Genomic DNA, 13,015 nt, shown 5'->3' with positions numbered 1-13,015 from the left:
GTGGCACGCACGCGAGCGACGGCCCTGTCCGCTATCGTCCTGGCGCTGGGGTTAGCCGGCGCCGGAGTGACCCCGTTCATCGTGCAGAGCGCGAGCGCCTCCGTGTCGGCGTACGACCCCGTCGATCCGTGCGACGCCGGCGAGTTCTGCGACCCCGAGACCACCGTGACGGTCACGGAGACGGCGGGCACGCCGGAGCCCGAGCAGCCCGAGACGACGATCACCAAGACCGTCACGTCGACTCCGAAGAAGCCGACCAAGACCCCCACGCCGAAGAAGACCACGTCGGCCCCGGCCCCGGCCACCACCCCGCCGACCGTCTCCACGCAGAACCTCCAGCCCCTGCCCACGCAGAGCGCCGAGGTGCCTGAGACGACCGCCGCGCCGAGCACCTCTGTCGAGGCCTCTGTCGACATGCCGTCGATCGCGCCGATCGAGACGGCGACCACCGCCACTCCGACGCCCACCGAGACGCAGCCCGCCTCCTCCTCCGAGGAGGTGCCGCTGGAGCTGCGCAACGCGGCGCCGGAGTTCGATCAGAAGTCGCTGGCGCAGAAGCTCAGCATCCCGGCGCTGGTGCTGGTCCTGCTCGCGCTCTTCGCCGTCCTGATCTTCGAGGGGCGGCTGCGCAGGATGGCCCACGCGGCGGCCGTGCGCAAGGCGGGACCGCAGCCGGTACGCCCTGACGCGCCTCCGACCGGGGGTTATCCCGCCGGGCCCGGTTACTACACCACGGCCGGCTTCCCCGCCCCCGGGTACCCGGGCGGCACGGCGTACGCGCCGATCATCAGCTTCGTGCCGGTGCAGACGTATCCGGCGGGGCCTGTCCCCCCGGTCTACGAGGAGCCCCAGTACGCGCCCCAGTACCCGCCCCAGGGGTACGCGCAGGAGGCCGCGGCGGAGCCCGTGGTGCTGCACCCGGACGAGTTCGACTCCTTCAGCCACGAGCCGCCCAAGGCCAAGGACTACCGCGACCCGTTCGAGCCGCTGGTCCCGCCGGTGCAGCCGCCGGCGGACATCCCGCCGGGCGGCTCCGGCCCGTACGAGAGCGAAGGCCAGGAGCGCCCGCTCGGGCCGGCTTCGGCGGCGGAGACCGGCGACTCGGAGCCGTGGCAGGGCCAGTCCATGTTCGAGCCGCCCGCGTCCCGGCAGCAGGAGTACGAGCCGCCGCCCTACCTGGCTCCCGACGCGGACGTGACCGCCGTCCAGCCGCTGCCACAGGCGCCGCAGGAGCGGGCTCAGGGTTCGGAGCCCACCAAGGAGATGCCTGACCCCAAGCGCAGGCGCTGGGGCCGTAAGAAGTGAAACGAGAGGGGGGCTGGACATCCAGCCCCCCTCATTCGTGTGTGACTACTTCGCGCGCTTGAAGATCTTGTTGCCGAGCCACACCAGCGGGTCGTACTTCCTGTCCACCACGCGCTCCTTCATCGGGATGAGCGCGTTGTCGGTGATCTTGATGTGTTCGGGGCAGACCTCGGTGCAGCACTTGGTGATGTTGCAGTAGCCGAGCCCGTGCTGGTCCTGCGCCGCCTCCTGCCGGTCCGCCACGTCGTACGGGTGCATGTCCAGCTCGGCGATCCGCATGAGGAAGCGGGGGCCGGAGAAGTTGGCCTTGTTCTCCTCGTGGTCGCGGATGACGTGACAGACGTTGTTGCACATGAAGCACTCGATGCACTTGCGGAACTCCTGGGACCGCTCGACATCGACCTGCTGCATCCGGTATTCGCCGGGCTGGACGCCGGCCGGAGGTGTGAAGGACGGGACCTCCCTGGCCTTCTGGTAGTTGAAGGAGACGTCCGTGACGAGGTCCTTGATGACCGGGAACGTCCGCATCGGCGTGACCGTGATGGTCTCGTCCTCCTCGAAGGTGGACATCCGGGTCATGCAGCCCAGCCGCGGCTTGCCGTTGATCTCCATGCTGCACGAGCCGCACTTGCCCGCCTTGCAGTTCCAGCGCACCGCCAGGTCGGGGGCCTGTGTGGCCTGGAGCCGGTGGATGATGTCGAGGACGACCTCGCCCTCGTTCACCTCCACGGTGAAGTCCTCGAGCTTGCCCTCGCCGCCCTCACCGCGCCAGACCTTGAACTTCGCCTTGTAGCTCATTTCGAAATCCCGTCGAACTCGGCCATCTCTTCGTCGGTGAGGTACTTCTTCAGCTCGTCCCTGTCGAACAGGGTGATCAGGTCGTCGCGCATGGTCGGCTGGAGCTTCTCCTCGACCGTGACCGCGGAGCCGTCCTCGGTGGAGCAGACGAGCAGCTTGCGGCGCCATTCCGGGTTCATCCCCGGGAAGTCGTCGCGGGTGTGCCCGCCGCGGCTCTCCTCGCGCAGCAGCGCGGCGCGTGCCACGCACTCCGAGACCAGCACCATGTTGCGCAGGTCGATGGCGAGGTGCCAGCCGGGGTTGTAGATGCGGGAGCCGGCCGCGCCGACCAGCCGCACGCGCTCCTTGAGCTTCTCCACGACCTGGAGCGCCTCGGAGACCTCCTCGGCCTTGCGGATGATGCCGACCAGGTCGTTCATCGTCCGCTGGAGCTCGTGGTGGACCTCGTACGGGTTCTCGCCGTCGCGTCCGAGCGGCGCCACCGCCTCCTCGCGCGCCTCCTCCACGAGCTCGGGCAGGAGCCTGGGCCTGGACTCCAGCGAGTCGACGTACGCCGCCGCGCCCGCGCCCGCCCGGCGCCCGAACACCAGCAGGTCGGAGAGCGAGTTGCCGCCCAGCCGGTTGGAGCCGTGCATGCCGCCGGACACCTCGCCCGCGGCGAACAGCCCCGGGACGGCCGCGGCGCCGGTGTCGGCGTCCACCTCGACGCCACCCATGATGTAGTGGCAGGTCGGGCCCACCTGCATGGGCTCGGCGGTGATGTCGACGTCGGCCAGCTCCTTGAACTGGTGGTGCATCGACGGCAGCCGCTTCTTGATCTCCTCGGCGGGCAGCCGGGTCGAGACGTCGAGGAACACGCCGCCCTGCGGTGAGCCGCGACCGGCCTTGACCTCGGCGTTGATCGCGCGGGCCACCTCGTCACGCGGCAGCAGCTCCGGCGGGCGCCGGTTGTTGGCCTGGTCGGTGTACCAGCGGTCGCCCTCTTCCTCGGTGGTGGCGTACTTGTCCCTGAACACGTCAGGGATGTAGTCGAACATGAAGCGCTTGCCCTCGGAGTTGCGCAGCACGCCGCCGTCACCGCGTACGGACTCGGTGACGAGGATGCCGCGCACGGACGGCGGCCAGACCATCCCGGTGGGGTGGAACTGGATGAACTCCATGTTGATCAGATTGGCGCCGGCGAGCAGGGCCAGGGCGTGGCCGTCGCCGGTGTACTCCCAGGAGTTGGACGTGACGACGTACGACTTGCCGATGCCGCCGGTGGCCAGGACCACGGCCGGGGCGTCGAAGAGCACGAAGTTGCCGGTCTCGCGCCAGTAGCCGAACGCGCCCGAGATCCGGTCGCCGTCCTTGAGCAGCCGCGTGACCGTGCACTCGGCGAAGACCTTGATGTAGGCCTCGTAGTCGCCGTGCTTCTCGTAGTCCTCCTGCTGGAGCGCGACGACGCGCTGCTGCAGCGTGCGGATCAGCTCCAGCCCGGTACGGTCGCCCACGTGTGCGAGCCGCGGGTACTCGTGCCCGCCGAAGTTCCGCTGGCTGATCTTGCCGTCCTTGGTGCGGTCGAACAGAGCGCCCCAGGCCTCCAGCTCCCAGACGCGGTCAGGCGCCTCCTTGGCGTGCAGCTCGGCCATCCGCCAGTTGTTGAGGAACTTGCCGCCCCGCATGGTGTCACGGAAGTGCACCATCCAGTTGTCGTCGGAGTTGACGTTGCCCATCGCGGCGGCCGCGCCGCCCTCGGCCATGACCGTGTGGGCCTTGCCGAACAGCGACTTGCACACGATCGCCGTCCGCTTGCCCTGCTGGCGGGCCTCGATCGCGGCCCGCAGGCCGGCGCCGCCCGCGCCGATGACGACGACGTCGTATTCGTGACGCTCTGTGTTAAGCGAGTTTTCCACTGAAGCTGGTCCTTACGCGTACGGGAAGGCGATGATGCCCTTGGCCACCAGGCGGACGTACAGGTCGGCGCCCATGACGGAGAACATCGAGGCCCACGCGAGGGGTTGGTGCTTGGCGTTGAGCTTGGAGACGAACGTCCAGGCCCGGTAGCGCAGCGGGTGACGGGAGAAGTGGTTGAGCCTGCCCGCGGTGATGTGCCTGCAGGAGTGGCACGACAGCGTGTAGGCGTTGATCAGGATCGCGTTGACGATCAGAACCCAGGTGCCCAGGCCGATCGGCTTGTGGACGAGCGCCAGGACGGCGTCGTAGGCCAGGATCAGGCCGACCACGATGGCCGCGTAGAAGAAGTACCTGTGGATGTTCTGCATGATCAGCGGGAAGCGCCGCTCACCCGTGTACTTGCCGTGCGGCTCCTGAACGGCGCACGCCGGCGGTGACAGCCAGAAGGAGCGATAGTAGGACTTGCGGTAGTAGTAGCAGGTAAGCCGGAACCCGCCCGGGAGGCCCAGGATGAGCAGGCCCGGCGGCAGGGCGTACCAGTCGCCGAACGGCGCCAGGCCGAACAGCCGTGCCCCCTCGGGACACGACGTCGCCAGGCACGGCGAGGCGAACGGCGCTATGTAGGGATCGACGAAATAGCTGTTATCGATGATCGCCCACACGCCATAGACAAGGAACGAGCTGAGCCCGAGGAATGTCAGCAGCGGGACCAGCCACCATCTGTCCGTGCGCAGCGTGCGCACCTTGACTTGCGCTCGCTGCCTTCTGACAGGGGCTTCGGGCGTCGTCTGGGTCATCGCGGACCTCTCCACCTCCCGCGGACCATCGCGCATGGGGTCCGTGGTTTCGTTTCGCTGGGCGCGCGTGCGGTAGCCGCTCAGGCGCGCATTGGTGGGGGATACGTTACGACGACAGCATGGAAAATTGTGAGCGGGGTCACTCACAATTTCGATGACTTGCTGTGATTCCTGTCACGTAGGCCCGTCAGGAGCGCTGCCCCTTGGCGGGCAACTTAACCACTGTCACGAAAAAATCATCGATTTGCCGGACAACCCGGATAAATTGCTCAAAGTCCACCGGTTTGGACACATACGCGTTGGCGTGCAGCCGGTAGCTGTGCAGGATGTCCTCCTCCGCCTCGGAGGTCGTCAGGATCACCACCGGGATCGTCCGCAACGCGACGTCCGCCTTGACCTCCGCCAGCACCTCCATGCCGCTCATCCTGGGCAGGTTGAGGTCGAGCAGGATGAGGTCGGGGCGCGGCGCGTCGGTGTAACCGTCCTCGTTGCGGAGGTACGCCATCGCCTGCTCGCCGTCGTTGACCACGTTGAGCCGGTTTCGCACCTTGTTGAAGTCGAAGGCCTCCTTGGTCAGCAGGATGTCGCCCTGGTCGTCCTCCACCAGGAGCACCTCGATCGGACGCCCGTCATTCATCGTCGTCTCCAGCCGCCGGCAAGGTCCATCGGAACGTCGCGCCCTGACTCTCCGCACTGCCGTCGAGCCAGAGCTGTCCGCCGTGATATTCGACGATCTTGCGGCACAGAGCCAGTCCGATGCCAGTGCCCGGATAGACGTCGCGGGGGTGGAGCCGCTGGAATATCAGGAAGATGCGGTCAGCGTACTTGGGCTCGACCCCGATGCCGTTGTCCGCGCAGCTGAACTCCCACATGTCGCCGGACCTGCTCACGCCGATGTGGACGCGCGGAGCCGCTTCGGAGCGGAACTTGACGGCGTTCTCTATCAGGTTCTGGAACAGCTGGGTGAGCTGCATCCGGTTGCCCCTGACCTTGGGCAGCTCGTCCCTGGTGACGGTGGCCTCGGTGTCCTCGATCGTGCCCGACAGGTTCTCCAGGGCCGCGTCGAGTGCCGCGCCCGACTCGACCACGGACTTCTCGCCGGTGATCCGGCCGACCCTGGAGAAGTCGAGCAGGTCGTTGATCAGCAGCTGCATGCGCTTGGCGCCGTCGACGCTGTAGTGCATGTACTGCTTGGCCCGGTCGTCGAGCTGGGAGCCGTAGCGCTGCTCCAGCATCTGCGTGAAGCTGGCGACCTTGCGCAGCGGCTCCTGAAGGTCGTGGCTGGCCACGTACGCGAACTGCTCCAGCTCCCCGTTGGACCTGCGCAGCTCCTCGGCCTGGTCGGAGGCCGTCCGCCAGGCCGACACGATGCGGCCCCGCATGGAGTCGATGTGGCTGGACAGCTCCGCCAGCTCGGCCGGCCTGTCGACGTGCAGGGTGTGGTCGAAGTCGCCGGCGGCGACCCTGCGCACCTGCTCGGCGAGCTGGTCGACGGGCTTCAGCACGGCGTACCGGATGATGAACGCCAGCGCCGCGACGAACACGAGCATCGCCGCGAAGAGCACGATCAGCGCCACGTTGAGCCGGGCGAGCTGCGCCTCGACGGCGGGCGTCTTCGCCAGCTCGCGGGCGCGCGAGCTCATCATCATCGCGACCACGATCCCGGCCAGGAGCACGCCGCCGGCGACCACCCCGATGATCAGGAACCAGCGGGCCACCGGCAGTCTGCCCAGCCCGGTCGGCTCCTTGGGGGGAGGCAGCGGGGTGATGTTCACGATCTCCTCCTCCGGACCAGGACCACAGCGAGGTCGTCGCTCAGCTTGCCCACCCCGGTGATGAGCCGGTCGAGATCTATGGTGCCGTGCTCGCGTACGAGGTCGAGCAGGCCGTCGACGCCGAGCAGTTCGTCGCGCTCGCCCACGGTCGCCTCGATCAGGCCGTCGGTGTAGAGCATCATCGACCAATCCTCGCCCAGTGGCACGTCGATCACCGGCCACTCCGCGTCCGCGAAGATCCCGAGCGGCGGGCCGGAGGGGGTGCCGTCCACCACCTGAATGGCGCCGTCGCGCACGAGCACGGGTGGAGGGTGCCCGACCACGCGCATCCTGGCCGACCGCAGATCAGCGGTGATCGTGGCCATGCACAGGGTGGTGAAGATCTCGGGGGCCTGGCGCTCGGCCCGCAGCAGCGCGTCGAGCGTGCGCAGCAGGGTGTCGCCCGTCTGGCCGGCGAGCACCAGCGTGCGCCAGGCGATGCGCAGCGCCACGCCGAGCGCGGCCTCGTCAGGGCCGTGGCCGCACACGTCGCCGATCACGACGTGCACCGAGCCGTCGGGGGTCTGCACGGTGTCGAAGAAGTCGCCGGCCAGCGTCCCGCCGCTGCCAGGCAGGTAGCGGGTGACGTGCTCGATCGCCCGGGTGTCCAGGAGGGGGCCGGGGAGCAGGGCGCTCTGCAGCCTGGAGTTCTCCTTGGCCGTCAGCTCCGCCTCCACGAGCCTGAGCTGCGCCAGGTCGGCCCGCTTGCGCTCCATCGAGTATCTGATCGCCCTGGCCAGCAGTCGCGCGTCGATGTCCCCCTTGACCAGGTAGTCCTGCGCGCCCGCCTGCACGGCGGCCACGCCCACGTGCGCGTCGCGGAGACCGGTGAGCACCAGCACGGCGGCGTGCGGAGCCAGCGCCAGCACCTCCTCCAGCGCCTCGAGCCGGGTCGCGTCGGGCAGCGAGAGATCGACCAGCACGCACTGGATCTGAGGCGTCAGCTTGGCCTTGGCCTCCTGCAGGCTGCGCGCCCGCAAGATCTTCGGCGGCGCGTCGGCCTCGTTGAGCAGCTCCTCGACGAGGAAGGCGTCGCCGTCGTCGTCCTCGATGAGAAGCAGCGTCAGCGTTTCTGAGAGATGTGCTGTCACAAACGCCTCACCTGGAGTCGGGCCTGTCGATGTTCATTCTGCGATGAGCTCCACCCCTTGCGGAAGCGTGCCCTCGTGACCGGCCTCGACGACGAACGACAGCAGGGTCTCCCTGAACGCCTGGGCGGCCCTGGTCGGTTCGACGTCCTTGCGGTGGGCCAGCGCGATCGTACGGCTGAGCCCGGGCGGCGCGAGTGGCGTGCCCGAGAGCCCTGGGCGGCCGTCGAGCACCATCGAGGGCACCACGGCCACGCCCAGCCCCGCCTCCACGAACCTCAGCACGGCGTCCATCTCGCCGCCCTGCACCGCGAACCTGGGCTCGAACCCCGCCTGCCGGCACGCCGCCAGCGTGGCCTCCCGCAGGTCGTAGCCGCGCCTGAACATGACCATCTGACGCCCGCGCAGGGCTTCGATCTCCATGTACGGTCCCCTCAACCGCTCGTGCGAAGGCGCGACGACCACGAGATTCTCCCGCAGGATCTCCTCGGTCACCAGCGCGGGGTCGTCGCTCTGCAGCGGCATGATGATCAGCGACAGGTCGAGCTGCCCCCGGGCCAGCGCCCTGATCAGGTCACGCGAGCCGCCCTCCTCCACCAGCAGCTCGATGCCCGGGTACGCGCGGTGGAAGCGGGCCAGCGCGTCGGCCAGCAGCCCGGCGCAGAGCGAGGGCGTGGCACCGAGCCGTACGCGGCCCCTGCGGAGCCCGGCGAGCTGGGCCACCTCCTGCCTCGCGGTGTCGGCGTCGGCGAGGATCCGGCGGGCGAGCGGCAGCAGGGCCTCGCCGGCGGCGGTCAGCGTGACGTTGCCTCGCGCCCGGGAGAAGAGCGGGGCGCCCAGATCGGCCTCCAGGGCCTTGATCTGCTTGCTGAGCGACGGCTGCGCGACCCTCATGCGCTCGGCGGCCTGGGTGAAGTGCCTGGCCTCCGCGACGGCGACGAAGTACGCGAGCTGCTGCAACTGCATGTGATTTTCCTCGCACCGCGTGCCTGTCCTGGGTCTGCGTGACCGTGCAAACCAAGGATCATAGCCACAGGCTATCGAAACCAGACCCATCATGACTTGGACGGATCATTGCTGGATACCTAGCTTCTGAAGATGTGACTGCCACGATAGAGCGCGGCGCTGCCACCGCGCCTGTTCCAGCTCCCAAGAAGGCTCCAACGAGCAGGAGGCCCGAGGGGTTCCTGCGCTCGTCGAACGGCAAGAAAGTCGTCATGGCCGTCACGGGTGCCGTGATGGTGTCGTTCCTCGTCCTCCACATGCTGGGGAACCTCAAGATCTTCCTCGGCAAGGACTCGTTCAACGAGTACGCCCACGCGCTGCGCACGCTCCTCGAGCCGATCGCGCCGTACCGGACGGTGCTGACGGTGCTCGAGATCGGGCTCGTCGTCTCGGTCGTCCTGCACATGTGGGCCGCCATCTCGCTGGCGCGGCGGGCCCACCGCGCCAGGCCGGTCAAGTACGTCGCCAAGAAGTCGCAGGCGAACGGCTACGCCACGCACATCATGCGGTTCGGCGGCCTCACGATCCTGCTCTTCGTCATCTGGCACCTGCTCGACCTGACCTTCGGCGTCGTGAACCCCAAGGGGTACGACTCCGCCCCCGCCGACCGCATGATCGCCGGCTTCGACGCGTCCCGGTGGTGGGTGACCCTGATCTACCTGCTGGCCGTCGTCATGGTCGGGCTGCACCTGCGGCACGGCATCTGGAGCGCCTTCCAGACGCTCGGCTGGGCCAACCGCACGCGTGACAAGGCTCTCCGGCCCGTCGCCGGGCTGCTGTCCATCGTGCTGGTCGTCGGCTTCCTGGCCCCGCCGCTCGCGATCACGTTCGGAGTTGTGAAGTGATGAAGTTCTCGGAAGGCCCGGAGATCCGGGACACCAAGGCTCCGGCGGGGCCCATCGAAGAGCGGTGGGAGAAGCGGAAGTTCAGCGCGAAGCTGGTCAACCCCGCCAACAAGCGCAAGCTCAACGTGATCGTGGTCGGCACCGGCCTGGCGGGCGGCTCGGCCGCCGCGACGCTGGGCGAGCTGGGCTACAACGTCAAGTCGTTCTGCTACCAGGACTCCCCGCGCCGCGCGCACTCCATCGCCGCGCAGGGCGGGATCAACGCCGCGAAGAACTACCGCGGCGACGGCGACAGCATCTACCGCCTCTTCTACGACACGGTGAAGGGCGGCGACTTCCGCGCCCGCGAGTCGAACGTCTACCGCCTCGCCCAGGTCTCGGTGAACATCATCGACCAGGCCGTGGCGCAGGGCGTGCCCTTCGCCCGCGAGTACGGGGGCCTGCTGGACACCCGCTCGTTCGGCGGCGCCCAGGTCTCCCGTACCTTCTACGCCCGCGGCCAGACGGGGCAGCAGCTGCTGCTCGGCGCGTACCAGGCGCTGGAGCGGCAGGTCGCGGCCGGGACCGTGACCATGTACACGCGGCACGAGATGCTCGACGTGATCGTCTCCGACGGGCGGGCGCGCGGCATCATCGTGCGTGACATGGTGACCGGCGAGATCGAGCGCCACATCGCCGACGCCGTGGTGCTCGCCTCGGGCGGCTACGGGAACGTGTTCTTCCTGTCCACGAACGCCAAGGGCTGCAACACGACGGCGATCTGGCGGGCGCACGAGCGCGGCGCGTACTTCGCCAACCCCTGCTACACGCAGATCCACCCGACCTGCATCCCCGTCTCCGGCGAGTACCAGTCGAAGCTGACGCTGATGTCGGAGTCGCTGCGCAACGACGGCCGCGTGTGGGTGCCGCTGCGCAAGAACGACACGCGGGCCCCCGGGGACATCCCGGACGAGGAGCGCGACTACTACCTGGAGCGGATCTACCCGGCCTTCGGCAACCTGGTCCCGCGCGACATCGCCTCCCGCGCCGCCAAGAACGTCTGCGACGAGGGTCGCGGCGTCGGTCCTGGCGGTCTGGGCGTGTACCTGGACTTCCGCGACGCCATCAACCGTCTCGGGCGCGACGCCGTGGAGAAGAAGTACGGCAACCTGTTCGAGATGTACGAGCGCATCACGGGCGAGAACCCGTACGACGTGCCGATGCGCATCTACCCGGCCGTCCACTACACGATGGGCGGGCTCTGGGTGGACTACGACCTGCAGTCGACCATCCCGGGGCTCTTCGTCATCGGTGAGGCCAACTTCTCCGACCACGGCGCGAACCGCCTCGGCGCGTCGGCGCTGATGCAGGGCCTGGCCGACGGATATTTCGTCCTTCCGACCACGCTCGGCGACTACCTGGCCGCCGGGCCGTTCGGCGACGTGGACGAGGAGGCCGTCGCGGAGGCCGAGATCAAGGTCCGCTCGAAGATCGACCGGCTGCTGGCCGTGAACGGCGACCGTACCCCTGACTCCTTCCACCGCGAGCTGGGCAAGCTCATGTGGGACTACTGCGGCATGGAGCGCACGGAGGAGTCGCTGCGCAAGGCGCTGGAGCGCATCCCCGAGCTGCGCGAGGAGTTCTGGCGCAACGTCAAGGTGACCGGGACCGCCGAGGAGCTCAACCAGGTGCTGGAGCGGGCCGGCCGCGTCGCCGACTTCTTCGACCTGGCCGAGCTCATGTGCCTGGACGCCCTGGTCCGCACGGAGTCCTGCGGCGGCCACTTCCGCGCCGAGTCCCAGGACGCCGACGGCGAGGCGCTGCGCGACGACGAGCACTTCGCGCACGTGTCGGCCTGGGAGTTCTCGCCTTCCGGTGAGCCGGTGCTGCACAAGGAACCGCTCGAGTACGAGTACGTCAAGATGAGCCAGCGGAGCTACAAGTGAATCTGATCCTTAAGGTCTGGCGTCAGAGCGGTCCTGCCGACTCCGGCCGGATGGTGACGTACAAGGTCGAGGACATCTCCCCGGACATGTCCTTCCTGGAGATGCTCGACGTCCTGAACGAGCGCCTCATCCTGGAGGGCGACGACCCGATCGCCTTCGACCACGACTGCCGCGAGGGCATCTGCGGCATGTGCGGCATGGTCATCAACGGCGTCGCCCATGGCGAGCAGCGCGCCACGACGACGTGCCAGCTCCACATGCGCCACTTCGAGGACGGCGCCGAGATCACCATCGAGCCGTGGCGCGCGGCCCCCTTCCCGGTCGTCAAGGACCTGGTCGTGGACCGCAGCGCCTTCGACCGGATCATCCAGGCGGGCGGCTTCGTCTCCGTCCCGGCCGGCTCGGCCCCGGACGCCCACAGCGTCCCGGTACGCAAGGAGGACGCGGACGCGGCCTTCGACGCGGCCACGTGCATCGGCTGCGGCGCCTGCGTGGCGGCCTGCCCCAACGGCTCGGCCTCCCTCTTCACCGCCGCCAAGATCACCCACCTGAGCCTCCTGCCCCAGGGCCAGCCGGAACGCCTCTCGCGCGCCAAGGCCATGGTGGACCAGATGGACGCGGAGGGGTTCGGCGGCTGCACGAACACGGGGGAGTGTACGGCGGTGTGCCCGAAGGGGATCCCGTTGGACACGATCGCCCGCATGAACGCCGACTACCTGAAAGCCAACGCCAAGTAGTAGGTCGCGCGGCTCCACCCGCCCGTTGCCCATCTGGGTGGTGGGCCGTCCGACGCCCGCCCCGAGCCAGAGGTCTTCCCTATGGAGGCGCTTCGCGCTCGGGGCTCAGGCTGTCCTTTTCCCTGTGCCAACGTCAGCCGCTGCAAGCCGCACCGTGGTGTCATGGCTTCAGCCGGCCTTCGGCGCCGTTCAGCTGACTGCGCTGAGGAGCTGGAGCGATGCCGTCCGCTGTCGCGGTGCGGATGAGCAGGTGGGCGGCGTCGTCCGTGCGTTGCCGGTCGCGGGTGACGTAGCGGTCCAAGGCGAGCCCGCGCAGGCCGCTGACCAGCATCGTCGCCCTGGCTAGGGCATCCCGCCAGTCGCGGCCCGCCGTGTGCAAGCTGTGCGCGAGCGGGGTGACCCATTGGCTGACGGCGTCGGCCGCGTGCCGGCCGTACAGGTCGGGCTGGGTGGCGGCGAGCGCCATCACTTCAAGCAGCAGGCGAGTGCGGGGCTCTTGCTCGCCACCGGTCGTGAGATCGCACCACAGAGCCGTTGCGATCTCGGCGGGCGAGTGACCCGCCTGCTGCCGTTCGGCGAGCAGGGCGGGGATGTCAGGCCGCGCCGCGGCGAGCGCCTGCCCGATGAGCTCCTCCTTGCTACCGAAGTAGTGGATGAGCATGCGGGAGCTCGTACCCAGCGCGGCCGCGAGCGGGCGCAGGGAGAGTGTGGCCACCCCATGCTCGGCGGCGTAGCGCATCGTGGCGTCCAGCAGCTCGGCGCGGCGGGCACTGTCGATCGGTCGAGCCATGCCTTTACTGTACCA

Annotated in this window: 12 protein-coding genes; 4 read left to right on the top strand and 8 right to left on the bottom strand. The window is 68.7% G+C overall.

The window, feature by feature from the left end:
- Window positions 1–1,305: a hypothetical protein gene (locus AB0J64_RS04200; protein WP_364020324.1), complete on the top strand. Its 1,305-nt coding sequence runs from the start codon at window positions 1–3 to the stop codon at window positions 1,303–1,305.
- Window positions 1,306–1,350: 45 nt separating this feature from the next.
- Here the strand turns inward: AB0J64_RS04200 and AB0J64_RS04195 are convergent, their stop codons facing one another.
- The 7 genes from AB0J64_RS04195 to AB0J64_RS04165 all read right to left on the bottom strand — a co-directional run bounded on the left by AB0J64_RS04195 (window position 1,351) and on the right by AB0J64_RS04165 (window position 8,664).
- On the bottom strand, window positions 1,351–2,103 hold the full coding sequence (locus AB0J64_RS04195; RefSeq protein ID WP_349448478.1) for a succinate dehydrogenase/fumarate reductase iron-sulfur subunit: 753 nt from the start codon (window positions 2,101–2,103) through the stop codon (window positions 1,351–1,353).
- Entirely contained in the window at window positions 2,100–3,998 is a 1,899-nt protein-coding gene (locus AB0J64_RS04190; protein ID WP_364020321.1) for a fumarate reductase/succinate dehydrogenase flavoprotein subunit, read from the bottom strand. Before AB0J64_RS04190 ends, AB0J64_RS04195 begins: the two co-directional genes overlap by 4 nt.
- Before the next feature lie 12 nt (window positions 3,999–4,010).
- Window positions 4,011–4,796: a hypothetical protein gene (locus tag AB0J64_RS04185; RefSeq protein ID WP_344992672.1), complete on the bottom strand. Its 786-nt coding sequence runs from the start codon at window positions 4,794–4,796 to the stop codon at window positions 4,011–4,013.
- A 187-nt stretch (window positions 4,797–4,983) separates the two neighbouring features.
- Window positions 4,984–5,433, bottom strand: coding sequence for a response regulator (locus AB0J64_RS04180; protein WP_344992669.1), 450 nt, complete (start codon window positions 5,431–5,433; stop codon window positions 4,984–4,986).
- Window positions 5,426–6,571 (bottom strand): ATP-binding protein, encoded by a 1,146-nt coding sequence (locus AB0J64_RS04175; RefSeq protein ID WP_364020317.1) that lies wholly within the window; start codon window positions 6,569–6,571, stop codon window positions 5,426–5,428. The genes AB0J64_RS04180 and AB0J64_RS04175 overlap by 8 nt, the downstream gene beginning before the upstream one ends.
- Entirely contained in the window at window positions 6,568–7,701 is a 1,134-nt protein-coding gene (locus AB0J64_RS04170) for a fused response regulator/phosphatase (protein WP_364020314.1), read from the bottom strand. The genes AB0J64_RS04175 and AB0J64_RS04170 overlap by 4 nt, the downstream gene beginning before the upstream one ends.
- A 33-nt stretch (window positions 7,702–7,734) precedes the next feature.
- On the bottom strand, window positions 7,735–8,664 hold the full coding sequence (locus tag AB0J64_RS04165; RefSeq protein WP_364020311.1) for a LysR substrate-binding domain-containing protein: 930 nt from the start codon (window positions 8,662–8,664) through the stop codon (window positions 7,735–7,737).
- 134 nt (window positions 8,665–8,798) lie between these two features.
- Between AB0J64_RS04165 and AB0J64_RS04160 the strand changes: the two genes are divergently transcribed.
- From AB0J64_RS04160 to AB0J64_RS04150, 3 genes are read left to right on the top strand one after another with little or no spacing between them, the layout of a single operon-like run.
- Entirely contained in the window at window positions 8,799–9,548 is a 750-nt protein-coding gene (locus AB0J64_RS04160) for a succinate dehydrogenase cytochrome b subunit (protein ID WP_364020308.1), read from the top strand.
- Window positions 9,548–11,473, top strand: coding sequence for a fumarate reductase/succinate dehydrogenase flavoprotein subunit (locus AB0J64_RS04155; RefSeq protein WP_364020306.1), 1,926 nt, complete (start codon window positions 9,548–9,550; stop codon window positions 11,471–11,473). The genes AB0J64_RS04160 and AB0J64_RS04155 overlap by 1 nt, the downstream gene beginning before the upstream one ends.
- The gene (locus tag AB0J64_RS04150; RefSeq protein WP_364020303.1) at window positions 11,470–12,210 is read left to right on the top strand and encodes a succinate dehydrogenase/fumarate reductase iron-sulfur subunit; all 741 of its coding nucleotides are present in this window, start codon (window positions 11,470–11,472) and stop codon (window positions 12,208–12,210) included. The genes AB0J64_RS04155 and AB0J64_RS04150 overlap by 4 nt, the downstream gene beginning before the upstream one ends.
- 160 nt (window positions 12,211–12,370) lie before the next feature.
- Here the strand turns inward: AB0J64_RS04150 and AB0J64_RS04145 are convergent, their stop codons facing one another.
- Complete coding sequence (locus AB0J64_RS04145) at window positions 12,371–13,000, bottom strand: helix-turn-helix domain-containing protein (protein ID WP_364020300.1); 630 nt, start codon at window positions 12,998–13,000, stop codon at window positions 12,371–12,373.
- Window positions 13,001–13,015 lie beyond the last annotated feature (15 nt).

It is taken from the genome of Nonomuraea sp. NPDC049695 (assembly GCF_040674955.1).
Classification (GTDB): Bacteria; Actinomycetota; Actinomycetes; order Streptosporangiales; family Streptosporangiaceae; genus Nonomuraea; species Nonomuraea helvata.
This window is presented reverse-complemented; position numbering and strand designations above follow the sequence as displayed.